The 24,202-nt window shown below is 70.8% G+C and carries 20 protein-coding genes; 9 read left to right on the top strand and 11 right to left on the bottom strand.

Annotated elements, in window-relative coordinates; translation table 11 throughout:
• Nucleotides 1–30: 30 nt before the first annotated feature.
• Complete coding sequence (locus NOO62_RS06885) at nucleotides 31–1,116, bottom strand: S-(hydroxymethyl)mycothiol dehydrogenase (protein ID WP_268770018.1); 1,086 nt, start codon at nucleotides 1,114–1,116, stop codon at nucleotides 31–33.
• 359 nt (nucleotides 1,117–1,475) lie between these two features.
• Nucleotides 1,476–2,306, bottom strand: coding sequence for an IclR family transcriptional regulator (locus tag NOO62_RS06880; protein ID WP_268770017.1), 831 nt, complete (start codon nucleotides 2,304–2,306; stop codon nucleotides 1,476–1,478).
• 190 nt (nucleotides 2,307–2,496) lie between these two features.
• Here NOO62_RS06880 and NOO62_RS06875 point away from each other — a divergent pair, with 190 nt between their 5' ends.
• Together NOO62_RS06875 and NOO62_RS06870 are read left to right on the top strand one after the other, a co-directional pair.
• The gene (locus NOO62_RS06875) at nucleotides 2,497–2,856 is read left to right on the top strand and encodes a bifunctional 3-phenylpropionate/cinnamic acid dioxygenase ferredoxin subunit (RefSeq protein ID WP_268770016.1); all 360 of its coding nucleotides are present in this window, start codon (nucleotides 2,497–2,499) and stop codon (nucleotides 2,854–2,856) included.
• Nucleotides 2,853–4,175 carry an NAD(P)/FAD-dependent oxidoreductase gene (locus NOO62_RS06870; RefSeq protein WP_268770015.1) on the top strand — a complete coding sequence of 441 codons (1,323 nt, stop codon included), beginning with the start codon at nucleotides 2,853–2,855 and terminating at the stop codon, nucleotides 4,173–4,175. The genes NOO62_RS06875 and NOO62_RS06870 overlap by 4 nt, the downstream gene beginning before the upstream one ends.
• Before the next feature lie 53 nt (nucleotides 4,176–4,228).
• On the opposite strand, the gene NOO62_RS06865 is transcribed toward NOO62_RS06870, so the two are convergent.
• Complete coding sequence (locus NOO62_RS06865; RefSeq protein ID WP_414930772.1) at nucleotides 4,229–4,687, bottom strand: hypothetical protein; 459 nt, start codon at nucleotides 4,685–4,687, stop codon at nucleotides 4,229–4,231.
• A 433-nt stretch (nucleotides 4,688–5,120) separates the two neighbouring features.
• Between NOO62_RS06865 and NOO62_RS06860 the strand changes: the two genes are divergently transcribed.
• From NOO62_RS06860 to NOO62_RS06845, 4 genes are all read left to right on the top strand, one after another.
• Nucleotides 5,121–8,069 (top strand): nitrate- and nitrite sensing domain-containing protein, encoded by a 2,949-nt coding sequence (locus NOO62_RS06860; RefSeq protein WP_268770013.1) that lies wholly within the window; start codon nucleotides 5,121–5,123, stop codon nucleotides 8,067–8,069.
• Complete coding sequence (locus tag NOO62_RS06855) at nucleotides 8,066–8,506, top strand: roadblock/LC7 domain-containing protein (protein WP_268770012.1); 441 nt, start codon at nucleotides 8,066–8,068, stop codon at nucleotides 8,504–8,506. Before NOO62_RS06860 ends, NOO62_RS06855 begins: the two co-directional genes overlap by 4 nt.
• A 9-nt stretch (nucleotides 8,507–8,515) precedes the next feature.
• Entirely contained in the window at nucleotides 8,516–8,959 is a 444-nt protein-coding gene (locus NOO62_RS06850) for a DUF742 domain-containing protein (RefSeq protein ID WP_268770011.1), read from the top strand.
• Between the two features lie 104 nt (nucleotides 8,960–9,063).
• On the top strand, nucleotides 9,064–9,669 hold the full coding sequence (locus NOO62_RS06845) for a GTP-binding protein (protein ID WP_268770010.1): 606 nt from the start codon (nucleotides 9,064–9,066) through the stop codon (nucleotides 9,667–9,669).
• 69 nt (nucleotides 9,670–9,738) lie between these two features.
• On the opposite strand, the gene glpK is transcribed toward NOO62_RS06845, so the two are convergent.
• From glpK to NOO62_RS06820, 5 genes are all read right to left on the bottom strand, one after another.
• Complete coding sequence (glpK, locus tag NOO62_RS06840; RefSeq protein ID WP_268770009.1) at nucleotides 9,739–11,259, bottom strand: glycerol kinase GlpK; 1,521 nt, start codon at nucleotides 11,257–11,259, stop codon at nucleotides 9,739–9,741.
• 49 nt (nucleotides 11,260–11,308) lie between these two features.
• Complete coding sequence (locus NOO62_RS06835; protein WP_268770008.1) at nucleotides 11,309–12,064, bottom strand: MIP/aquaporin family protein; 756 nt, start codon at nucleotides 12,062–12,064, stop codon at nucleotides 11,309–11,311.
• A gap of 438 nt (nucleotides 12,065–12,502) precedes the next feature.
• Nucleotides 12,503–13,693, bottom strand: coding sequence for a lipid-transfer protein (locus tag NOO62_RS06830; RefSeq protein ID WP_268770007.1), 1,191 nt, complete (start codon nucleotides 13,691–13,693; stop codon nucleotides 12,503–12,505).
• Nucleotides 13,690–14,115 (bottom strand): Zn-ribbon domain-containing OB-fold protein, encoded by a 426-nt coding sequence (locus tag NOO62_RS06825; protein ID WP_268775497.1) that lies wholly within the window; start codon nucleotides 14,113–14,115, stop codon nucleotides 13,690–13,692. Before NOO62_RS06825 ends, NOO62_RS06830 begins: the two co-directional genes overlap by 4 nt.
• Before the next feature lie 257 nt (nucleotides 14,116–14,372).
• Nucleotides 14,373–15,179 (bottom strand): M15 family metallopeptidase, encoded by an 807-nt coding sequence (locus NOO62_RS06820; RefSeq protein ID WP_268770006.1) that lies wholly within the window; start codon nucleotides 15,177–15,179, stop codon nucleotides 14,373–14,375.
• 72 nt (nucleotides 15,180–15,251) lie between these two features.
• Here NOO62_RS06820 and NOO62_RS06815 point away from each other — a divergent pair, with 72 nt between their 5' ends.
• Complete coding sequence (locus NOO62_RS06815) at nucleotides 15,252–15,782, top strand: NUDIX domain-containing protein (RefSeq protein WP_268770005.1); 531 nt, start codon at nucleotides 15,252–15,254, stop codon at nucleotides 15,780–15,782.
• Between the two features lie 68 nt (nucleotides 15,783–15,850).
• Here NOO62_RS06815 and NOO62_RS06810 read toward each other — a convergent pair whose 3' ends face one another.
• A complete protein-coding gene (locus NOO62_RS06810; protein WP_268770004.1) occupies nucleotides 15,851–18,214 on the bottom strand; it encodes a glycoside hydrolase family 31 protein in 2,364 nt (787 codons plus the stop codon).
• 215 nt (nucleotides 18,215–18,429) lie between these two features.
• On the opposite strand from NOO62_RS06810, the gene NOO62_RS06805 reads away from it, so the two are divergent.
• Both NOO62_RS06805 and NOO62_RS06800 read left to right on the top strand, forming a co-directional pair.
• Entirely contained in the window at nucleotides 18,430–20,415 is a 1,986-nt protein-coding gene (locus tag NOO62_RS06805; RefSeq protein WP_268770003.1) for an acetoacetate--CoA ligase, read from the top strand.
• Between the two features lie 88 nt (nucleotides 20,416–20,503).
• Nucleotides 20,504–21,397: a hypothetical protein gene (locus tag NOO62_RS06800; RefSeq protein ID WP_268770002.1), complete on the top strand. Its 894-nt coding sequence runs from the start codon at nucleotides 20,504–20,506 to the stop codon at nucleotides 21,395–21,397.
• Nucleotides 21,398–21,456: 59 nt separating this feature from the next.
• Here NOO62_RS06800 and ptsP read toward each other — a convergent pair whose 3' ends face one another.
• A complete protein-coding gene (ptsP, locus tag NOO62_RS06795; protein ID WP_268770001.1) occupies nucleotides 21,457–23,127 on the bottom strand; it encodes a phosphoenolpyruvate--protein phosphotransferase in 1,671 nt (556 codons plus the stop codon).
• Nucleotides 23,128–23,204: 77 nt separating this feature from the next.
• A complete protein-coding gene (locus NOO62_RS06790; RefSeq protein WP_268770000.1) occupies nucleotides 23,205–23,654 on the bottom strand; it encodes a PTS glucose transporter subunit IIA in 450 nt (149 codons plus the stop codon).
• Nucleotides 23,655–24,202 lie beyond the last annotated feature (548 nt).

Genomic DNA, 24,202 nt, shown 5'->3' with positions numbered 1-24,202 from the left:
CGGGGTCGGGGTTCAGGGTCGGGTCGGGGTTCACAGGACCACCACCGATCGCAGCACTTCGCCCCGCTGCATCCTCGCGAACGCCTCCTCCACCTGATCGAGCGTGATGGTCTCGGAGACGAATCCGCCGAGGTCGAGACGGCGGGTGAGGTACTGGTCGACGAGGATCGGGAAGTCCCGGGTGGGCAGGCAGTCGCCGTACCAGGACGACTTGAGGGCACCGCCGCGCGAGAAGAGGTCGATCAGCGGCAGGTCGACCGTCATCTCCGGGTCGGGCACACCTACCTGCACGAGCACGCCCGCGTGGTCACGCATGTAGAAAGCCTGTTTGTACGTCGACGGGGTGCCGACGGCGTCGATGGCGACGTCGACTCCGTGGCCGCCGGTCAGCTCACGGACCGCCGCGACGGGGTCCGTGCCGCGTGAGTTGACGGTGTGCGTCGCGCCGAACCGGGTCGCCCCGTCCAGCTTGGCCTCGTCGATGTCGACGGCGATGACGCGTCGGGCCCCGGCCAGGGACGCTCCGGCGACCGCGGCGTTCCCGACGCCGCCGCAGCCGATGACCGCGACGGTGTCGCCGCGCCCCACCCCGCCGGTGTTCACCGCGGCTCCGTACCCCGCCATCACGCCGCAGCCGATCAGGGCGACGGCCTCGGGACGGGCCGCCGCGTCGACCTTCACGGCCTGCCCGGCGGCGACCAGCGTCTTCTCGGCGAAGGCGCCGATCCCCAGGGCGGGGCTGAGCGGGGTGCCGTCCAGCAACGTCATGGGCCGGGTGGCGTTGCGGGAGTCGAAGCAGTACCAGGGACGGCCGCGCAGGCAGGAGCGGCAGGCTCCGCAGGGAGCGCGCCAGGCGATCACGACGCAGTCGCCGGGGACGAGGCCGTCGATGTCGGCGCCGACCGCCTCGACGATGCCGGCCGCCTCATGGCCGAGCAGGAACGGGAAGTCGTCGTTGATCGCGCCCTCCCGGTAGTGCAGATCCGTGTGGCAGACCCCGCAGGCCTGCACGGAGACGAGAACCTCTCCGGGGCCGGGATCTGGCACGACGATCGTCTGCACCTCGACGGGTGCGCCCTTCTTCGGGGCGACGACGGCACGGACCTCGTGGGGCACGGCCAGACTCCTCTGCTGTTGCGCACGGCGTGGCGGTGTTGTTGCGTCCTGCACGTTCGGTTGCGCTATGAGAGACATAGTGAGAACGCCATCAAGAGGCCGTCAAGGGGGCGGAGCCAAGCCGTTCGCCGCTTCTGGGAGCGCATGGGGGCGCGCACGCACGCGTGAGGGCGGAGCCGTGAACCCCCGGCTCCGCCCTCATGAGTTCGTACGCTGCGGTGCTGCGTCCGCGGACCCCGCGCCCGGCCCGTGCACCGGCTGTGCCGCGGACCGGGCAGTGCCCGGAAATGTCAGAGGCCCTGCCTCGTCCGCTCCAGAAGCCCTGCGTCGTCCGCTCCGAAAGCCCTACCCCGTCCGCTTCAGAACCCGTACCCCATCCGCCGGGAGAGCTCGACGGCGGCGGCGACGGTGCGCTTGCCGAGCTCGGTGAGACGGTCCTCGGTCAGCCGGTAGACGGGGCCGGAGGCGCTGAGGGCGCCTATCACCTTGCCGTCGTGCGCGCGCACCGGCGCGGCGACGGCGGCGAGGCCCACCTCCAGCTCCTCGACGGCCACGGCGAATCCCTGCTCGACCACGGCCTCCAGCTCCCCGCGCAGCGCCACCGTGCCGGTCACCGTGTGCTCGGTCAGACGCGGCAGGGTACGGGCCATCAGGCCCTCCCGCAGGGTGGTCGGCAGATGGGCGAGGAGCACCTTTCCGCTGGACGTGGCGTGCAGCGGGGTGCGCCGGCCGAGCCAGTTCTGCGCCGTCACCGATGCCGGGCCGCGGGCCTGCATGATGTTGACCGCGGCGTCGTCGTCCAGGACCGCGATGTTGACCGTCTCGCCCAGCTCGTCCGCGAGCTCACGGCAGACCGGGCCGCCCTCCTGAGAGATGTCCATGCGCACGGCCGCCGCCCCCGCGAGGCGGAGTATCCCCGCGCCGAGGAAGTACTTCCCCCGGTCCTTCGCCTGGCCGACCAGGCCCCGGTTCTCCAGCACGCCGAGCAACCGGAAGGCCGTCGACTTGTGGACGCCCAGCTCGTCGGCGATCTCGGTGACTCCGGCCTCGCCGTGCCGCGCGAGGATCTCGAGAACGCTCACCGCGCGGTCCACGGACTGGACGGATCCAGCCGCCCCCTTCGGCTGTTTCTCCCGCGGTTCACCGCGGGGTGTCCTGTCCTGATCAGCCTGTTTCCGGTCGCCCGTCATATCTGAACTCTCACCACCTGGCGGCCTCTTGAAGCCGCGTCTTCGGGAAGCCCTTGACGCGATGGGCGCCCCACCCGGATTCTGTTGCGCATAGCGCTCTCTGTTGCGCCATGCGAAACATCATGTTACCGAAGGGTCTTGGTCCCCCTAGGGCCCAGGACCGGGCCGAATCACTCCCAGAGGGGGGCCCATGATCCCCGTATGCCGCCTTGAAGACCTCCCCGCAGGCGACTCCGTCCGCCTCGACACCACACCGCCCGTCGCGGTGTTCAACGCCGACGGCGAGCTCTACGCCATCGACGACACGTGCAGCCACCAGGATGCTTCCCTGTCGGAGGGGTGGCTGGAGGGCTGTCTGGTCGAATGCCCTCTGCACGCCGCTTCATTCGATCTTCGCACCGGCAGGCCCACCTGCCTGCCCGCGCGCCGCCCCGTCCGTACCCACCAGGTGTACGTGGAGGACGGCGTCGTCCACGTGCTCGTCGCCGCCGACGCGGGAGTCGCCGGTGACGGCGGTGCGGGCGCCGCCGAGAAGGGATCGGCGGCATGAGGACCGTCATCGTGGTGGGCGCCTCGCTCGCCGGCCTGTACGCGGCCAGGGAACTGCGTACCCAGGGCTTCGACGGCCGCCTCGTCGTCATCGGGGCCGAACCGCACGCGCCCTACGACCGCCCGCCCTTGTCCAAGGGCTTCCTCACCGGCACGGCGGACGAGGCCCAACTCGCCCTCACCGACGAGGAGGAGACGGACGAGCTCGCCGCCGAGTGGCTGATCGGCGCGCGGGCCAGGGCCCTCGTCGCGCGCGGCCGCACGGTCGTCCTCGACGACGGCCGCACCGTGGCGGGCGACGGCGTCGTCATCGCCACCGGCGCGGCGGCCCGGCGCCTCCCCGGACCTCCGCTCGCGGGCGTCCACACCCTGCGCACGCTGGACGACGCCCGCGCGCTGCGGGCCGAACTGACGCGTGGGCCGCGTCGCGTCGTGGTGATCGGCGGCGGCTTCATCGGTGCCGAGACCGCGTCCTCGTGCGTGACCCTTGGGCACGACGTCACCGTCGTCGAAGCGGCGCCGCTGCCCCTCGCGGCCCCACTCGGCCCCGAGATGGCCTCGGTGTGCGCACAGTTGCATGCGCGCGGTGGGGTCAGGCTGCTGACGGGGGTGGGTGTGGCGGGGCTGCGAGGTGGGAGGGGCGGGGGCGCGTCCGACTCGGGGACGGCCGAAGCACGGATGTCTGAGGCACGAACGGCTGAGCCACGGGCGGCTGAGCCACGGCCGGCTGATGCGCGTGCATCGGGCCTGGCTCGGGCCAACCGATCCGTCGCCGCCGTCGAACTGGCCGACGGCCGGCTGCTGCCCGCCGACGTGGTCGTCGTCGGTATCGGGACGGTCCCCCATACGGACTGGCTCGCGGGCTCCCCCCTCGCAGTGGACGACGGTGTCCTGTGTGACGACGGCTGCGTTACCGCGCTGCCCCAGGTGGTCGCGGTGGGCGACGTCGCAAGGGCGGGTGGAATCCGCGCCGAGCACTGGACCGGTGCCACGGAGCAACCACGCGTCGCCGTACGTAATCTGCTCGCCGGGAGCACGGTCGAGACGGTGCACTCCCTGCCCTACTTCTGGTCGGACCAGTACGGCTCCCGCATCCAGTTCGCCGGTCGGCGGAGCGACGGGGACGCCGTACGCATCGTCGAGGGCTCGCCGGACGGCCTGGGCGACCCGGCGACAGGCACGCGCGGAGAAGGGCTCCTTGCCGTCTACGAACGCGCGGGACGGACCACCGCGGTCCTCGCGGTCGACCGCGCCCGTCCCTTCATGAAGATGCGCAGGGGCCTGGCCGCCGCCCGGGCGGCGGAGCTCGCCGGAGTCTGAGAGCCTGAGTCACAGCCCCGACCGCGAGCAGCCGTCGGCCTGCGCCGCGCCGCTCAGGGATGTGACAACTGCCCCGGCCCACTGCGCCCGCGTATGCGTTCCTTCCCGCGCGCCATGGCCCGTGCCTCCCGGCGGGCCCGGCGCCGCTCGCGCCGCAGCCGCCGCGCCGTGCTGCTCGGCATCGACACCACGCCGTTGCGCTGGTTCCACACCTGGCGGGTCACCCACACGTCCAGCACGCCCCAGGTGGCGACGACCGTGCTCGCCACGCTGCTCAGCACCATGGGGAAGGAGAGCCACGACCCCGCCAGGGCGGCGAGGAAGGCGACCATGGCCTGCACGAGTGTGAGCGCCACTATGATCACGGCCCGCACCGCCGCCGTCCGCACCGGATCGGGCAGCCGCCGTCTGCGTGCGGGCTCCTCGACCCACAACGGCTGCCGCCGCTCCGCCTCTTCGCGCTCCCGCGTACCGCCCCCGGACTCCCTGTGGCGCTCTGCCGTACCCATCATTTCGTCACTCCCCCCGCTGCTCGCGGCCGTTCACGGGTCACCCTCCGGACTGCCCGTTCTGCCGCGCTTCATGTCGCCCGCCCCGTGACCTGCCCGAGCTGTGCCGGTGACCTGACCGCGGCCCGCGGCTCTCTCCCTCAAGGACGAACGAGAGATCCGAAAGATTCCCGTTCCGGTTCCGGGGAGCGAAGAAATCCGGCCAACTGGCGTGCGTACAACGGCGGATGGGCCCCAGTAAGAGGTGCCACATGCTGGGACGCAATCTCCCGTAATGGAGGGACAACTGCGGACGTCCCTTTCGCGTCACGGCCGAAAAGCGTTCGGATGCGCCTTCGAGTTGCCCGTGAGTCAGTAGTAGGCTCGCGCCGTTTGTTGACGCACATGTGTGCCCCTGGCCCGTGCAACGGTCGCAGGGGCCGATCTGGGGGAGGCCATGCGCTTTCGCGGGAAGTCCATCCGCAGGAAGATCGTGGCGCTGCTGCTCGTGCCGCTGCTCTCCCTCACGGCGATCTGGGCCTTCGCCACCGTGATCACGGGCCGCCAGGCGCTGAGCCTCGTCGACTCGGTCAACGTGGTCGACAAGCTCGCCTATCCGGTCGAGGACACGGCGCGCGTGATCCAGCAGGAACGCCGCCAGACCCTCGTATACCTCGCCGACCCCCGGGCCTCGGACGCCATGTCCGCGCTGCGCCGCAGCCGCACGGCGACCGACGGGATGATCGACAAGATCCGGGCCAACGCCCAGGACCCGGACGTCCGTGACGGCGTCACCGGGGATTCGCGCAAGCGGCTCAACGAGCTCGTCGAGGCCTTCGACAGCATCGACCCGCTGCGCCGCGGCGTCGAAGAGGGCACGATCACCCGGGCCGGCGCCCTGAAGATGTACACCAAGCTGATCGACCCCTACTTCGACCTGCTGAGCACGCTCAACGGCTTCTCCGGCCTCGACGACATGAAGTACGACCAGCAGGGCCGTGCCCTCGTCGGCGCCACCCGCGCGCGTGAGCTGCTGTCGCGCGAGGACGCGCTGATCGGCTCGGCGCTCGTCGCGGGGCGCATCACCAAGTCCGAGATCCGCCAGGCCACCGAGCTCCGGGCGCAGCGCGGACTCCTCTTCGAAGTGAACTTCGCCCAGCTCCCCGAGGACGACCGCGCCCGCTACGAGCGCTACTGGAACGGCACCGAGACCACCCAGCTGCGCAAGGCCGAGCAGGCCATCATCGAGTCCGGGCCAGGCACCCCGCGCGTGGTCACTGCGTCCCACTGGGACGAGGCCGCGGGCCGCGTCCTCAAGCAGCTCTCCGAAAGCAACATGGAGGCGACCGACCGCTTCCAGGACCGCGTCGAGCCCGCGGCCGTCGACGTGATCGTCCGCGTCATCGCGGCCGGCGTGCTCGGCCTGCTCGCCCTGCTGGTCTCCCTCTTCCTGTCCGTACGCATCGGCCGCGGCCTCATCAGGGACCTGCGCCGACTGCGACTCGAGGCCCATGAGGCGTCCGGCGTCCGGCTGCCCGGCGTACTGCGCCGCCTGGCCGCAGGCGAACAGGTCGACGTGGAGACCGAGGCGCCCCGGCTGACGTACGGCAAGGACGAGATCGGCCAGGTCGGCCAGGCCCTCAACACCCTGCAGCGCGCCGCCGTCGAGGCCACCGTCAAACAGGCCGACCTGCGCCGCGGCGTCTCCGAGGTCTTCGTCAACCTCGCCCGCCGCAGCCAGGTCCTGCTGCACAAGCAGCTCACGCTCCTGGACACCATGGAGCGCAGGACCGAGGACACCGACGAGCTCGCCGACCTGTTCCGCCTCGACCACCTCACCACCCGCATGCGGCGGCACGCGGAGGGTCTCGTGATCCTGTCCGGCGCCGCCCCGTCGCGGCAGTGGCGCAAGCCCGTCCAGCTCATGGACGTCGTCCGCGCGGCCGTCGCCGAGGTCGAGGACTACGAACGCATAGAGGTGCGCCGCCTGCCCCGCATCGCGGTCACCGGGCCCGCGGTCGCCGACCTCACGCACCTCATGGCGGAACTCCTGGAGAACGCCACGGTGTTCTCGCCTCCGCACACCGCCGTCCAGGTGCTCGGTGAGCACGTCGCCAACGGCTTCACCCTGGAGATCCATGACCGGGGGCTCGGCATGACCCCTGACGCCCTCCTGGACGCCAACCTGCGCCTCGCCGAGACCCCGGAGTTCGAGCTCTCCGACACCGACCGGCTCGGTCTGTTCGTGGTCAGCAGGCTCGCGCAGCGCCAGCGGGTCCGCGTCTCCCTGCAGCCCTCGCCGTACGGCGGTACGACCGCCGTCGTGTTCATCCCCGAGTCCCTGCTCACCGACGACGTACCGGACACCGACGGGGCCGGCTTCCGGATCGACCGGGCCCGGACCAAGGCGGCCGTGCCCGGCGCCGACCAGGGCGTCGACCGTGCCGCGGCCCTCGCCCAGGTGCCCGTGCAGCTGCCGGGCCTGCCCGCCTCCGTCCTCGACGGCCCCGTCGAGCTCGAGGCGCCCGTCGGCATGGCGGGTCTTGACGGTTTCCCCGGCTCTCTCGACGACGAGGACAGTGAGCGCGGCGGCCTCTTCCGGCCCCGCCGACGGGTGGCGGGCACGCCCGGGGAACAGCACCAACAGGCCCGCGACGACCGCGAGGCGAGCCGCGCGGAGCCGACCCGCCGGGACACCGCAGACGCCGACGACGACTCCGCCGAGGACGCCCACTCCGGAGGGCCCGTACCGCTGCCGCGCCGCAGGACCCCGAAGCTGGTCCGCTCCAACGGCCGCCCGGTGACGCACGCCAAGCCCCAGGACAGCCGTTTCCCCGACGACAGGTCGCCGCAGGAAAGCCGCTTCTCCGGAGGCAGGGCCCAGGACGGGCGCTTCTCCGAAGACAGCCGTTTCCCCGAGGACAGCCGGTTCCAGACGGACAGCCGCTTCCAGGACGACAGGTCCACGCAGAGCAGGCCGTTGGCCCCGGCCGCCGAGGACGAGATCCCGTCCCCGCAACGCCCGCAGCAGCAGCCCTCCTGGCCCGACCTGTCACCTCCGCACCGCGACGTCACGGCCGTCGACGACATGCCGACCGAGCTCCCGCCGCGGGGCCGCCGCGCCGCGGCCCAGGACACCGGCCGGGAACGGACCACCACGACCACCGTCGGCGGGCTGCCCCGCCGCGTCCGGCAGGCCAGCCTGGCCCCGCAGTTGAAGGACGGACCCGACCGCCGCTCCCCACGCGCCGAGACCCGGCCGGAGGAGCGGGACGCCGAAGAGGTACGCAGCCGCATGGCGTCGCTCCAGCGTGGCTGGCAGCGCGGCCGCGACGAGAACGCCGCGGGCGACGACGCCACGGACGGCACAGCACCAGGAACGACACCCGAGGGGGACGGTCGATGACCGCACCGAACGCCGACGCACGCACCACCACGACCGGGGGGCGGGGTGAGCTGAACTGGCTCCTCGACGACCTGGTGCAGCGCGTCGCCAGCATCCGCAAGGCACTCGTGCTCTCCGGAGACGGCCTGCCGACCGGCGTGTCGAAGGATCTGACCAGAGAGGACAGCGAGCACCTCGCCGCCGTCGCCTCCGGGTTCCACAGCCTCGCGAAGGGGGTCGGCCGGCACTTCGAGGCGGGCCGGGTCCGCCAGACCGTGGTCGAGCTCGACGACGCCTTCCTGTTCGTCACGGCCGCGGGCGACGGCAGCTGTCTGGCCGTCCTCGCGGACGCGGATTCCGACGTCGGTCTGGTCGCGTACGAAATGACCCTGCTGGTCAAGCGGGTGGGCGTGCATCTGGGTTCGGCACCGCGCACGGATCTGCCCGCCGGGGGGTAGTGGGAGGTCATGAGCGAAGACGGTCGAGGGACGCAGAGAACCACAACGGCGCGGAAGTTACAGCGGGCGCAGGAGGCGCCCCGCTGGTTCGACGACGACGCGGGCCCCGTGGTGCGGCCGTACGCCATGACGCGCGGCCGCACCACGAGCAACGGACAGCACCGGCTCGACCTGATCGCGGTCGTCGTCACCGAGGCGCACGCGTACGACGTCCCGGAAACCGACCGGACGCTGTCTCCGGAGCACGTGGACATCGTCGGGCTGTGCCGCGACACGCCTCAGTCGGTCGCCGAGCTGGCAGCCGAACTCGACCTGCCCATCGGCGTGGTCCGCGTCCTCATAGGGGACCTCGTCGACGACGAACTGGTGCACGTGACCCGCCCCGTGCCCCCCGCCGAGCTGCCGGACGAGAGCATTCTGCGCGACGTGATCAGCGGCCTCCGGGCACTCTGAGTCACGTGGCGGCGCCCCTGGCGATGTACTCGTGATCGAACCCCCTGGCGGCGGCGGATACGGACCGGCCCCGCGCGACACCACTGATGCAGGAGAAGCGAGCGATGATCTTCAAGCGCACTCAGCGCGACAAGGCCCCCGTCGAGCCGGTCACGCTGAAGATCCTCGTGGCGGGCGGCTTCGGCGTCGGCAAGACGACGCTGGTCGGCGCGGTCAGTGAGATCAAGCCGCTGCGCACCGAGGAGACCCTCAGCGAGGCAGGCAGGCCCGTCGACGACACCAGCGGCGTCGCGGGCAAGCACACCACTACGGTCGCGATGGACTTCGGCCGCATCACTCTCCGCGAGGACCTGGTCCTGTACCTCTTCGGCACGCCGGGACAGGACCGCTTCTGGTTCCTCTGGGACGAGCTGGCGACCGGCGCGCTGGGCGCCGTCGTCCTCGCCGACACACGGCGCCTGGAGGACTGCTTCGCCGCCGTGGACTACTTCGAACGACGCTCCATCCCCTTCGTCGTCGGTGTCAACTGCTTCGACGGTGCCAACATCTACCCGGCCGACGCGGTACGACAGGCGCTCGACCTCGACGGCCACGTGCCCGTGGTGATGTGCGACGCGCGCGACCGCGAGACCGTCAAGGAAGTCCTCATCGACGTCGTCGAACACGCGATGGCGGCGGCCGCGGCGGCGCGGGAACCCGCCACTACGTAGCGTGCGGTCACGCTGCGGCCCGTACCCCCGCCGACTGGGGTACGGGCCGCAGTTCCGTCCGGCCGGCCGTCAGCCCTCGTCCTCCTCCAGCCAGCCGAGGCTCCGCTCCACCGCCTTGTGCCAGTTGTGGAACTCGCGGTCCCGCGATGCGGCGTCCATGTGCGGGGTCCACTCGACGTCCTGCTGCCAGTGCGCCTTCAGCTCGTCGAGGTCGTTCCACACGCCGGTCGCGAGCCCCGCCGCGTACGCAGCGCCCAGACAGGTGGTCTCGGAGACCTTGGGACGGATCACCGGCACACCCAGGACGTCCGCCTGGTGCTGCATCAGGAGGTTGTTCTTGGTCATGCCGCCGTCCACCTTGAGGGTGGTGATCCGCACTCCGGAGTCCTGGTACATGGCGTCCACGACCTCGCGCGTCTGCCAGCTGGTCGCCTCCAGGACGGCACGCGCGAGGTGCGCCTTGGTGACGTACCGGGTGAGACCGGTGACGACGCCGCGCGCGTCGGAGCGCCAATAGGGCGCGTACAGGCCGGAGAACGCGGGCACGATGTACGCCCCGCCGTTGTCGTCCACGCTCGCCGCAAGGGACTCGATCTCATCCGCATTGCGGATGATGCCGAGCTGGTCCCGGAACCACTGCACCAGAGCGCCGGTGATCGCGATCGACCCCTCCAGGCAGTACACCGGCGCGTCGGAGCCGATCTTGTAGCCCATCGTCGTGAGCAGACCGCTCTTGGAGGGTACGGGCCGGTTACCGGTGTTGAGCAGGAGGAAACTGCCCGTGCCGTACGTGTTCTTGGCCGTCCCCGTGTCGTAGCAGGCCTGCCCGAAAACGGCCGCCTGCTGGTCGCCGAGGGCGGAGGCGACGGGCACTCCGGAGAGCTGGCCCACCGCCGTTCCGTACACCTCGGCCGACGACCTGATCTCCGGCAGGACCGCTTCGGGGACGTTCATCGCCGACAGGATCGACCGGTCCCACTGGAGGGTCTCCAGGTTCATCAGCATGGTGCGGCCCGCGTTGGTGACGTCGGTGACGTGCTTGCCGCCGTCGGTGCCGCCCGTGAGGTTCCAGATCAGCCAGGAGTCGATGGTGCCGAAGGCTATTTCGCCCCGCTCGGCGCGGGCCCTGAGTCCCGGTACGTTGTCGAGCAGCCAGGCGGCCTTGGGCCCGGAGAAGTAGCTCGCCAGGGGCAGACCCGTCTGCTCACGGAAGCGGTCCTGGCCGTCGGCACCGCCCAGTTCGTTGCAGAGCGCCGAGGTGCGGGTGTCCTGCCAGACGATCGCGTTGTGCACGGGCTTGCCGGTCGCGCGGTCCCACAGGACCGTGGTCTCCCGCTGGTTGGTGATGCCCAGCGCGCTCAGCTGGTCGGCGCGGAGGCCGGCCTTGGCGATCGCCCCGGCGACCACCGCCTGCACCTTGGACCAGATCTCGGTGGCGTCGTGCTCCACCCAGCCGGGCTTGGGGAAGATCTGGCGGTGCTCACGCTGGTCCACGGCGACGATCGCGCCGTCCTGGTTGAAGATGATGCAACGGCTCGACGTGGTGCCCTGATCGATGGCGGCGACGAATTTCTCGGAGCTGTCCGGCATGGCTACTCCTTGATGACCTTGGTGAGAAGAGTCGGAAGGCTGCGAGGACTCAGAAGGCTGCGTTGTAGATGAGGCCCGCGAGAGCCCCGCCGATCAGCGGCCCGGCCACCGGAACCCAGGCGTAGCTCCAGTCGGACGTGCCCTTGTTGGGGATCGGCAGGAACGTGTGCACGACGCGCGGACCGAGGTCGCGCGCCGGGTTGATGGCGTACCCCGTGGGACCACCGAGCGAGAGGCCGATGCCGACGACCAGGAAGGCCACGATCAGCGTCTGCGTGCCGGATTCGCCGAGCCCCTTCGTGAGCCCGAAGGCCAGGATGGGCAGCACCAGGGCGATGGTCGCGATGACCTCGGTGATGATGTTGGCGACCGGGTTCCGGATCTCCGGGATGGTCGAGAAGATCCCGAGCGTCGGCGTCGGCACGTGCACGCCCTCCGAGTCGCCCTTCGCGCCCCGCGTGACGTTGGCGTTGAACTGCGCCAGGTACACGAGATAGGCGAGGACGGCACCCAGCATCGCGCCGACCATCTGCCCGAGGACGTAGATCCAGGTCTTGTCCCACTCCCCGGTGTCGATCGCGATGCCGAGCGTGACGGCGGGGTTGAGGTGACCACCGGAGAGCGGGCCCGCCGTGTACGCGCCGGCGAGCACGCCGAAGCCCCATCCGAAGGCGATGACGACCCACCCGGAGGCCTTCGCCTTCGAATGGCTGAGTGTGACGGCGGCGCACACACCGGCGCCGAGAAGAATCAGAATCGCGGTGCCGATGACCTCACCGACGAAGATGTCCCCGTTCGAGTACATGGCGGCTCCTAGGCCCTCGCCCGGGGCGGTGCGCCCCGGTCCTCCGTGCAGGGTGCGTTCCCACGACTACCGCCTGGATACGCCCGGCTGACGCAGCCGGAGGCAGAGGTCTCCCGAGCCCCGCCCGGCGCCCATGGCGAGCGTGCCGTCACAGACGGATCGCCGCTGGGGGATGACCTGCCGAACAGGCTGAACAGGCCCTTTGTGCCGACCCTGCACGCGCGCAGAGGCTCTGTGCGCGGGGGGCCGAAGTGCGGCGACGCCGACTGACACCCGGAAGTGTTCACCGATGGTGATGGAGCGTCAAGGTCGCGGACGGCACTGGTTAACCGGCGTGCGAGCTTCCTCCACAGCGCCCGTGACGGCCTCCCAGGCGCCGTCTGCCGCCCGAACGGCCCCGCGTCCGTGCCGCGACGCCCCGGGCCTCCGCGGAGGGCCTCAGTGCACCGCCACGACCGACGACCCGTGCCCGAACAGCCCCTGGTTCGCGGTGACCCCCACGCGCGCCCCAGCGACCTGCCGCGCTCCTGCCGCCCCGCGCAACTGCCACGTCACTTCGCAGACTTGCGCGATGGCCTGCGCGGGCACCGCCTCCCCGAAGGAAGCGAGGCCCCCACTGGTGTTCACGGGCACACGTCCGCCCGGCGCCGTCACTCCGTCGCGCAGCAGCTTGGCGCCCTCGCCCTCGCCGCACAGGCCCAGGTCCTCGTACCACTGCAGTTCCAGTGCGGTCGACAGGTCGTAGACCTCCGCCAGCGATATGTCCTCGGGGCCTATGCCCGCTTCCTCGTACGCCGCCCGCGCGATGGACGCCCGGAACGTCCCCTCGGCAGGGTGCACGACCGCCGCCGAGTCCGTCGCGATGTCCGGCAGGTCGAGCACTGTCGTCGGATACGTGGGGGTGACGGTGGACACCGCGCGGATGCGCACCGGGTCCGCCGCTCCGTGACGGCGCGCGAACTCCATGCTGGTGAGCAGCAGGGCCGCGGCGCCGTCCGAGGTGGCACAGATGTCGAGCAGGCGCAGCGGATCGGCCACGACGGCGGACGCGGCGACCTCCTCGGCGGTCACCGTCTTGCGGTAGCGCGCGTTCGCGTTGAGCGCGCCCGCCGCGGCGTTCTTCACCTTGACCTGGGCGAAGTCCTCCAGGGTGTCGCCGTGCACGGCCATCCGGCGGCGCGCGTACAGGCCGAAGTAGGCCGGATTGGTCGCTCCCAGGACGCGGAACCGCAGCCAGTCGGGGTCGTCGGGCCGGTCGCCGCCGGCCGGGCGGAAGAACCCCTTCGGTGCCGCGTCGGCGCCCACCACCAGGACTACGTCGGCCATGCCCGCGAGGATCTGTGAGCGCGCCGTGTTGATCGCCTGGGCGCCGGACGCGCAGGCCGCGTACACACTCGCCACGCGCGCGCCCTGCCAGCCGAGCGCCTTGGCGAACGTGGCTCCCGCCACGTACCCCGGATAGCCGCCGCGCACGGTGTCTGCTCCGACGATCGAACCGACGTCCCGCCACTCGACCCCGGCGTCCGCGAGCGCCGCGCGTGCCGCCACCACTCCGTACTCGACGAAGCCGCGCCCCCACTTGCCCCAGGGGTGCATGCCTGCGCCGAGCACCGCCACCTCCGTGGTCATGCGCCCACCCCCACGGGCCGCCAGTGCCAGGTCGTCCATGTCGTCCCGCTGTCCTCGTCGAGGACTCCGGGGACGAGCTCCACCTCCATGCCGACTGCCAGATCGGCCACGGAGACCCCGGGAACCGACTGCCCGAGCACCACCATCCGCTCCGCCTCCAGCTCCACTGCGATCAACGTGTAGGGCTCCCAGGGAAGTTCCGGGTCGGAGACGTAGGGGGCGGGGGGCCGGTAGCGGCCGTCGGTGTACGACCAGACGCGCCCGCGCCGCGACAGCGGCACCTCGGCGAGCTCGCCGCCCGCACAGCCGGGATTGCGGCAGAACCCGTCCTCGCGCGGGAAGAAGACACAGGCGCACGCGGCGCAGCGCGTGCCCAGCAGACGGAAGTCGTCACCCTCTCCGGTGAACCAGTTGGCCACCACGGGTGTGCGCGTACGCGACAAGGCTCCTCCAGGGCACCGGATCTGACGGGACGTCAGGAGTGTGCCACGGGCAGCCCGCTTTCGTCAGGAGGCACCGAAAACGGTCACGGGCCGGCCGACTTTCGCCGAAGGAGTGAAATCCGGGAGGCACGGTGAACCGGACGGCCTTCTTTCGCGTCCGAGTATCGGTAGGGGGTGTCCGGGGCCGACGGGGGTGGTCCCGGACACCCCCTGCAGTACCTGTGGTGCCGGCGGCCTCACTTTCCTCGCAGCGACTGCCGGGAGACCGGGAAGTCGAAGTAGGTGTCGGGGAACGTCTCGGGCTTGTACGTGTAGTGCCACCACTCTTCGGGGAGGTTGACGAAGCCCTCCTTGCCCAGCGTGTCGCGCAGGAGATCGCGGTTGGCGCGCTGCTTCCCCTTGATCCGGGGATCGTCCGTATGCGACAGGGTGTCGAAGCAGTCGAACCCCGTCCCCATGTCCACGGAGTTGTCGGGGAAGCGCTCGCCGCGCGGCCCGAAGCAGGACTTCAGCGGCTCTCCGGGGACGTACGGCCGGGTCGGCAGGGCCGGCAGCCGCACCACCGTCAGATCCACCGTGGAACCGCGGCTGTGCCCGGACTTCTCCGCGATGTACCCGTCCGCGAACAGCCGCGACTTGTCGACACGGGGATAGAACTCCGCCTTCATGCGCTCATCGGCGAGATCCTTCGCCCAGCGCACGAAGTGGTCGACGGCCCGCTGCGGCCGATAGCAGTCGTACACCTTCAGGGAGTACCCCTTGCGCAACAGCTTGCGCTGCGCCTTGTGCAGGGCCTCCGCCGCGGGCTGGGTGACGATGCACATCGGCTTCCTGTAGCCGTCGACGGGCTCGCCGACGAAGTTGTGCGGCGTGAAGTAACGCATCTCCTGAATGATCGTCGGGTCGACGTCACGCAGCGCGGCGAACTCCTTCGGAGCTTTGGGCTCGGCACGCGCGTGCGCGGGGGAGGGGGCGGCGGCCACGGAGAGCAGAGCGGCGGCGCAGAGGGCGAGATTCCGCAGGGCGGGGACAAGTCCTGTCATGTCCCAGCGTCTATCAGGATCACCGCCACCCGCGAAAGACCGGCGCGACAGGGATCGGATACAGTCCGCGGCGTGTCCGCATCCCCACACTCCACCAACTCCGTCCCGGGCTCCCACTGTTCGAGCTGCGGGACGTCCTACGAGGACCAGCCCGTGGGCTGGCCCCGCACCTGCGCCGACTGCGGCGCGGTGGCCCATCGCAACCCGCTGCCCGTCGCGGTCGCGCTCCAGCCCGTCTACGACACCCAGGGCACCGGCCTGGTCGTCATCACCCGCACCATCGCTCCCGCGCGGGGAGGCATCGCGCTGCCCGGCGGGTACATCGACGACCGGGAGGACTGGCGCGACGCGGTCGTGCGCGAACTGAAGGAAGAGACCGGCATCGGAGCGGAGAGCCGCGACGTCCGCCTGGCCGACGCCATGAGCGCAGCCGACGGCTACCTCCTGCTCTTCGGCCTCCTCCCCGCACGGCCCGCCACGGACCTGCCGCAGTCCGTGCCGACGGACGAGACCGAAGGCTGGCACCTGCTGCGCCGCCCCGAAGAACTCGCCTTCCCACTGCACACGCTGGCGGCACACGCATGGTTCGAGGGCCGCTACTGACCGGCAACCGCCACCAGCCCGCAAGAACTCCGTTCAGTCGCGGAAGCCCACTCCGGCGCGGCTGACCCTCACCCGCCCACTCCCCGCACCCGCACCGGACGCCCCGGTGCGGGCCCGTCCTCGCTCCCCTCCCGCTCGACGACGACCCGCCCCTCGCTCCACCGCGTCGTGAACCGTTCGAGCTCCGCCTCCGCCCACCCGTCACCCGCGTCGGCAACCACGAGGCCACCCCCCGAACGCCCCTGAGCGGGCGCCCACACCTCCAACTCGACGCCTCCCTCGCACCCGAGCACGGGCAACACCGTGCCCGCGCGCGCGAACACCGGAATGCGCGACAACGGAGCGTCCACAAGCACCTTCCCCGGCCCCTCGTACGCCCGGCCGGTCGCCGTGTCGTACCAGCGCCCCCGCGGCAACCGCACCGCCCGCCGCACCGCACCGCTCTCCAGCACCGGCGCCACCAGCAAGGAGTCGCCGAGCAGGAACGCGTCCTCACAGTCCCGCAACGTCCTGTCCTCCGGATTCCCCCACCACAAGGGCCGCACATAGGGAGCGCCGGTACGCCGCGCGAGATGGGCGAGCGTCACGAAGTACGGCAACAGCCGCCTGCGCTCGACCAGAACCTCACGCGCGTGGCCCAGCACCTCGTCGCCGAACTCCCACGGCTCACGCCGCCCCGCCCCGATCGCCGCATGCGTGCGGAACAACGGCAGATACGCCCCCAGTTGGAACCACCGCAGATACAGCTCCGGCGACGGACTGCCGTCGAAACCGCCCACATCAGGACCCGAATACGGCACACCGCACAACCCCAGCCCCAACACCAGCGAAAGCGACGCCCGCAACCCGGGCCAACCCGTGGACACATCCCCGGACCACGTCCCTCCGTAGCGCTGCATCCCCGCCCACCCGGAACGCGAGAACAAGAAGGGCCGCTCCTCGGGATGCAGCGCACGCACCGCCTCATACCCGGCACGGGCCATCGCCAGGCCATAGATGTTGTGCGCCTCACGATGGTCACCGCCGCGCCCCTCCAGGGAGTGCCGCGCCGACCGCGGCAACGTCGCCTCGCCGAACGCGGCGAACGACACCGGCTCGTTCATGTCGTGCCAGAAACCCGAGAACCCCTGATCGAGACGCTCCTTGTAGAGCGTGCCCCACCACTCACGCGCGCGCGGGTCGGTGAAGTCGGGGAACACCGCCTCCCCGGGCCACACGACACCACGCACCGTCCGCCCCGAGGCATCCCGCACAAAGGCATCGGCCGCCACCCCACTGTCGTACGCCTCCACCCCCTGCTCGGACTTCACCGCGGGGTCGACGATCGACACGAGCCGGATCCCGCCCTTGCGCAACTCGTCCGCGAACTGCGGCAGCTTGGGAAACCGCTCCCTGTCGACCGTGAACACCTGGTGCGCCTCGTAGTGATCGATGTCCAGGTGCACCGCATCCAGCGGCAGCCCCCGCTCCTGATAGCCGGCGACGATCCGCCGCACCTCCTGCTCACTGCCGAAGCCCCACCGCGCGTGATGATGCCCGAGGGCCCACGAGGGCGGCAGCGCCGACGGACCGGTGAGCGACGCCCAGGTGTGCAGCACGCGCGCGGGAGTACCGACCATCGCCCAGTACCGCAGCGGGCCGCCACTCATCCGAACCTCGCACGAACCGGGCCGATCGTGACCGGATCCCGCGCCCTCCACACCCTCGTGGACCGAGACGGCGCCCTCCCACGTGTTGTCGTGGAACACCAGGTGCGTGGCGGCGTCGGCCACCACCATCTGCACCGGCATGGTGATGTACAGCGGATCGTCGCCCGGCCCGAAGGACCCGCCCGGGTCCGTGTTCCACAGCCGGTACGTCCCGTTCCGCAACCGCGGCCCCGAGGACCGGCCGCCGAGACCGAAGAACCGCGCCTCCGCAGGCACCTCCGACCGCTGCACCCAGCGCCCCGCACCACCGTCGGCACGCTCCCACCAGCGCGGCGGCAGATCCCGCCGCAACGTCACCCCGCCCGGCGTGCGCAGCTCCACCGCCCCGTACCGCGAGACGACGACCGTCACGCGCTCCGATACGACCCGCCAGCCACCCTCCGTGTCGGGCTCCAGGACGGCCCGCGGATCCGGCTCGGGACTCCGGCCCGCCAGCGCGTACGACGGCTCCGGCTCCGCCCCGTCCCACCCCAGGAAGACCGCCCCGCCGGCGGTCACCCGCACCCGCAGCTCGGCACGGGTGAACCGCACCACGCCACCGCCCGGCTCCCGCCCCATCCCCGTCACGGGCCCGGGCACCCGTGCGCGCTCCGTGCCCGGCGGCACGACCGCCGCGGCGTCCGCCCGCCATCTGCGCCACGAGGAGCGCACCGTGCGCAACCCCTGCGCCGTGCCGATCATGCCGACCACCTTCACCGAACGCACCAGGTCACGACCGTTCATGCTGCTCACCCTGCCACCGAAGAAGCCGTATGTGTGCCCCGTTCATTGGCCGTTCACCTGGGGCGACACCACACAGCCGCGGGGCCGACCGTGTGGGGCACACCCTGGTGCGGAAGTCGATCACGTGGCATCGTCCCTTGCAGCTGTGTTCACGCGCACACCCAGCACGTGCGCACTCCACACGCATACGACGCGTACAGTCCGGGAGCCGCCCCATGACGTCCTCAGCGAACCCTGCGCCGCTCTGGCAGCCGAGCCCGGAGAGGATCGCCGAAGCGCAGGTCACACGGTTCCAGGTCTGGGCCGCCGAGCACTACGGAGCGCCGGCCGACGGGGGCTACGAGGCGTTGCACCGCTGGTCGGTGACCGAGCTCGAGACGTTCTGGAAAGCTGTCACCGACTGGTTCGACGTCCGCTTCACCACCCCCTACGCGCGCGTACTGGGCGATCGCACCATGCCGGGGGCCGAGTGGTTCCCCGGAGCGACCCTCAACTACGCCGAACACGCACTGCGCGCCGCCGACGACCCCACGCGCGCGGACACCCCCGCGATCCTCCACGTGGACGAGAGCCACGACCCGCAACCCGTCACCTGGGCCGAGCTGCGCCGCCAAGTCGGATCCCTCACGGCGGAACTGCGCACCCTCGGCGTACGCCCCGGAGACCGCGTCAGCGGCTACCTGCCGAACATCCCGCAGGCCGTCGTCGCCCTCCTGGCCACCGCCGCCGTCGGCGCCGTCTGGACCTCCTGCGCCCCCGACTTCGGCGCCCGCAGCGTCCTCGACCGCTTCCAGCAGGTCGAACCGGTCGTCCTGTTCACCGTCGACGGCTACCGCTACGGAGGCAAGGAGCACGACCGCCGCGACACGGTGGCCGAACTCCGCTCCGAACTGCCAAGCCTCCGCGCGGTCGTCCACATCCCGCTCCTCGGCACCGAAGCCCCCGAAGGCGCCCTGGAATGGTCGGCCCTCACCTCGGGTGAGACTGCCCCCACCTACGAAGCCGTGCCGTTCGACCACCCCCTGTGGGTGCTCTACTCGTCCGGCACCACCGGTCTGCCCAAGGCGATCGTCCAGTCCCAGGGCGGCATCCTCGTCGAACACCTCAAGCAACTCGGCCTGCACTGCGACCTCGGCCCCGACGACCGCTTCTTCTGGTACACCTCGACCGGCTGGATGATGTGGAACTTCCTCGTCTCCGGCCTCCTCACGGGCACCACGATCGTCCTGTACGACGGCAGCCCCGGGCACCCCGACACCGCGGCCCAGTGGCGCATCGCCGAGCGCACCGGAGCCACCCTCTTCGGCACCTCGGCCGCGTACGTCATGGCCTGCCGCAAGGCCGACGTCCACCCCGCCCGCGACTTCGACCTCTCCCGCGTCACCTGCGTCGCCACGACCGGCTCCCCGCTGCCCCCGGACGGCTTCCGCTGGCTGCACGACGAGTTCGCCGACACCCCGGGCGGCCTGTGGACCGCCTCGGTCAGCGGCGGCACCGACGTCTGCTCCTGCTTCGCCGGCGCCGTACCTACCCTTCCCGTGCACATCGGAGAACTGCAGGCCCCCTGTCTCGGCACGGACCTGCAGTCCTGGGACCCCCACGGCAAGCCACTCACCGACGAGGTCGGCGAACTGGTCGTCACCAACCCCATGCCGTCCATGCCCCTCCACTTCTGGAACGACCCGGACGGCACCCGCTACCACGACAGCTACTTCGACACCTACCCCGGCGTCTGGCGGCACGGCGACTGGATCACCCTCACCTCACGAGGCTCGGTGGTCATCCACGGCCGCTCCGACTCCACGCTCAACCGACAGGGCGTCCGCATGGGATCCGCCGACATCTACGAGGCCGTCGAGCGCCTGCCGGAGATCCGCGAATCCCTCGTCATCGGCGTCGAACAGCCCGACGGCGGCTACTGGATGCCGCTCTTCGTCCACCTCGCCGAAGGCGCCGCCCTCGACGACAGCCTCCGGGACCGGATCAAGCGGACGATCCGCGCGCAGCTCTCCCCGCGCCACGTCCCCGACGAGGTCATCGAGGTCCCCGGCATCCCGCACACCCTCACCGGCAAGCGCATCGAAGTCCCGGTCAAGCGCCTCCTTCAAGGGACACCTCTGAACAAGGCAGTCAATCCGGGCTCCGTCGACCGCCTAGAACTCCTCGACTTCTACGCCGACCTGGCCCGCCAACGCGCCTGACAACCACGCCTTCCCCCAGCTCAGCGGCGATTGTCAGTGCCCCTCGTTACTGTGAGTGAGCATTGATCGACCGAGTGCAGGGGGAATCATGGCGCACACCCGAAACGACACGATGCGACGCGCACTGCGCCGCGAAGTCACCGGAACCATCGGCCTGCTGGCCGACGAGGAGGACTTCGCGGCCATGCGCCGCTACCGGACCTTCACCTTCGACGACCACGAGACCTATCTCCAGCAGGTCGAAGGCCTCCTCAGAACCCTCGCCTCCCAGGGCCGCCACACCACCATCGCGCTCTTTGACCCCGAGGAGTACCGGGAGTACTGCGCGGAGACCGGCCTCAACCCCGACACCTCGGACAGCCGCAGCCGCTTCACCGCGGCACTGGCATCGGGCGGCCCCACCGTTCCTTACGAGGGGCAGCCCCTCGCCGACCTCGTCCCCGACCTCGTCGACGAGGCGGTCCGCCGAGCCACCTGGGAGTACGCGACCGTTGTGCTCGCCCGCGCGGGCACCTGCGAAACCTGCGGCGAGGACATCGGACAGGCTGCCTTCAACCGGGCCTCCGCACTCATCACCCAGGCCCTCGACACCACCCACCCCGGCACCCGCCACCTCGTGTGCAGCGTGCCCTCCGACCCCGAAACCCTCCTCGCCGCACTCCACGTCGAGGTGGACAGCGAAGGCCGCGCCCTGCTCGACCACACCGAGGCCCTGGAATTCGCGACGGTCCTCGCCGTCGGCATCGCCACCCACCGCGCAGCCGGCATGGTGCTGCGCTCCAGCGCCGACGGGACCCGCGACCGCGTCCACGGCTGGCGCATGAACGGCAGCCGACTCCAACCCCTCACCGCGGCCGAGGTCTTCGACGCCTACTGCACCGACGCCATCACGGGCGAACTCGTCGCCCCCGAATCCGGCGTCGACTACTGCGCCGCACCCAGCCTCGAAGCCGACGATCCCGAAAGGGGACACACGCACTGAACGCACGAGGGCCGCCCCACCGAACGGCGGGGCGGCCCTCGAAACCAAGCAGTCGTCGGCTACTCGCCCGACAGCACCGCCTGCGCGGCCTTACGAGCCTCTTCCGCACTGTCCGCGGCACGCGCCGCCGACGCGGCACGCTCGCACTGCGCCAGCGTGTACTTGCCGAGCGTCGCACGCACGTAAGGAATGGACGCCGCACCCATCGACAGGGAGGTGACACCCAGACCGGTCAGCACACACGCGAGCAGCGGGTCGGAAGCCGCCTCGCCACACACGCCACAGCTCTTGCCCTCGGCGCTCGCCGCTTCCGCCGACAGCGCGACCAGGTCGAGCAGCGCGGGCTGCCACGGGTCCTGCAGCCGGGACACCGCGCCTACCTGCCGGTCGGCGGCGAAGGCGTACTGAGCGAGGTCATTGGTGCCCAGCGAGAGGAACTCGACCTCCTGAAGGATCGAGCGCGCCCGCAGCGCGGCCGACGGAATCTCGACCATCGCACCGAACTTCGCCTGCAGCCCCGCCTCACGGCACGCGTCCGCGAACGCCTTGGCGTCAGCACGGTCCGCCACCATCGGCGCCATGACCTCGAGGTAGACGGGCAGCCCCTCGACGGCCTTGGCCAGCGCGGTCAGCTGCGTCCGCAGCACCTCGGGGTGGTCGAGCAGCGAGCGCAGCCCGCGCACACCGAGCGCCGGGTTGGGCTCGTCGGCCGGCGTCAGGAAGTCCAGCGGCTTGTCGGCACCGGCATCCAGCACACGCACGACGACACGGCCCTCGGGGAAGGCCTCCAGCACCTTGCGGTACGCCTCGACCTGCTTCTCCTCCGACGGCGCCTTCGTGCTGTCGTCAAGGAACAGGAACTCGGTACGGAACAGACCGACACCCTCGGCCCCCGCCTCGACGGCGGCCGGCACGTCGGCGGGACCGCCGACGTTGGCGAGCAGCGGCACCTTGTGCCCGTCGGACGTCGCACCGGGACCGGACGACGCGGCCAGCGCGGCCTTGCGCGCGGCAGCGGCGGCCTCGAGCTGCTCCCGCTTCTCCGCACTCGGGTCCACGAAGATCTCTCCGGTGCTGCCGTCCACGGCCACGACCGTGCCCTCGGCGAGCTCGCCGGCGCCCGGCAGCGCGACCACGGCCGGTACACCGAGCGCACGCGCGAGGATCGCACTGTGGCTGGTCGGCCCACCCTCTTCGGTGACGAAACCGAGCACCAGAGCAGGGTCGAGCAGCGCGGTGTCCGCGGGCGCGAGGTCACGCGCGATCAGTACGTAGGGCTGGTCGCTGTCCGGCACACCCGGCATCGGAACGCCCAGCAGCCGCGCGACGATGCGGTTGCGCACGTCGTCGAGGTCCGCCACTCGACCGGCCATGTACTCACCGGCACCGGCCAGCAGTTCGCGGTAGTGGGAGAACGCGTCGTAGACAGCGCGCTCGGCCGTGCTGCCGACGGTGATGCGCCGGTCGACGTCGGACATGAGCTCCGGGTCCTGAGCGATCATGGCCTGCGCCTCGAGCACCGCCTGGGCCTCGCCACCGGCCAGATTGCCGCGCGCATTCAGGTCGGCCGCCACAGCTTCCACGGCCTGGCGAGCACGCCCCTGTTCGCGCCCGGCCTCCTCCGCGGGAATCTGCTTCGCCGGCGGCTCGAGAACCGCCGTGCCCATGTGCCGAACCTCGCCGACCGCCACACCGTGGCTGACGCCGACGCCTCGCAGCGTTGTCTCCATTTCACCCGTCTCCGGTAGTGCGACGGGCCCAGCCGTCGCGGTGGTTGTCCTGCGTGCCGTCAGCGACGGCGATGACGTCACTTCCAGCTGAAGAGAGCGTCGCCGGCCTTCACTTCGCCGTCCTCGATGAGGTCGGAGAGGGACTCGGCGGTGGCCTCGAGGGCCACGATGGGGCACACCGGGGACTTGCCGGCGGCCTCGACGGCCGACGGGTCCCAGCGCACGACGGCCTGGCCGCGCTGCACGGTGTCACCCTTGTTGACGAGGAGCTCGAAGCCCTCGCCGTTGAGCTGGACGGTGTCGATACCGAGGTGCGTCAGCACGCCGTGACCCTGGTCGTCGACCACCACGAAGGCGTGGGGATGAAGAGAGACGACGATGCCGTCCACGGGAGAGACGGCCTCAGAGGGCTCACGCGCGGGATCAATAGCCGTGCCGGGCCCGACCATGGCGCCTGAGAACACGGGATCCGGTACTGCGGAGAGCCCAATGGCACGTCCTGCAAGCGGGGACGAAACACTGGTCATGGCAAGCCTCCCAGGGGGTGGAGATTCATAGCCGCCGTCACTACCTGTCCTGGACGACGCACTGTTCAGAAGGGTAAGTCATAAGAAGTCCCGGTTCCGCATGAGTGGTCCCGGTTGGCGGGAGTAGAGGCAGTGCACAAGCGATTTGCGCCCGCCCGGAGCCCGATGTAGAGTCGTACTCCTGCCTAGGGCCGTGGGACGCAGACAAGCGTCCGGTCCCGGCGGCAACCTTCACGTCAGATCCTATCCCTGGGTCCGGTTCCGCATGTCTGCGGTGACCGTGGTCAGAGAGTCGAATAAGACCTGATAAAGTCGGAACCGCCGGAAAGGGAAACGCGAAAGCCGAAAGGCCGGAGCGGGAACCGGAAAGGCACCGAGGAAGTCGGACACGAAAGAGTCTGATAGAGTCGGAAACGCAAGAACAGCAAGAACAAAAGAAACACCGAAGGGAAGCGCCCGGAGGAAAGCCCGAGAGGGTGAGTACAAAGGAAGCGTCCGTTCCTTGAGAACTCAACAGCGTGCCAAAAGTCAACGCCAGATATGTTGAT

Source organism: Streptomyces sp. Je 1-369, assembly GCF_026810505.1.
Classification (GTDB): domain Bacteria; phylum Actinomycetota; class Actinomycetes; order Streptomycetales; family Streptomycetaceae; genus Streptomyces.
Note: the sequence above shows the minus strand (reverse complement) of the source record. Positions and strands in the feature narration are given on the sequence as shown.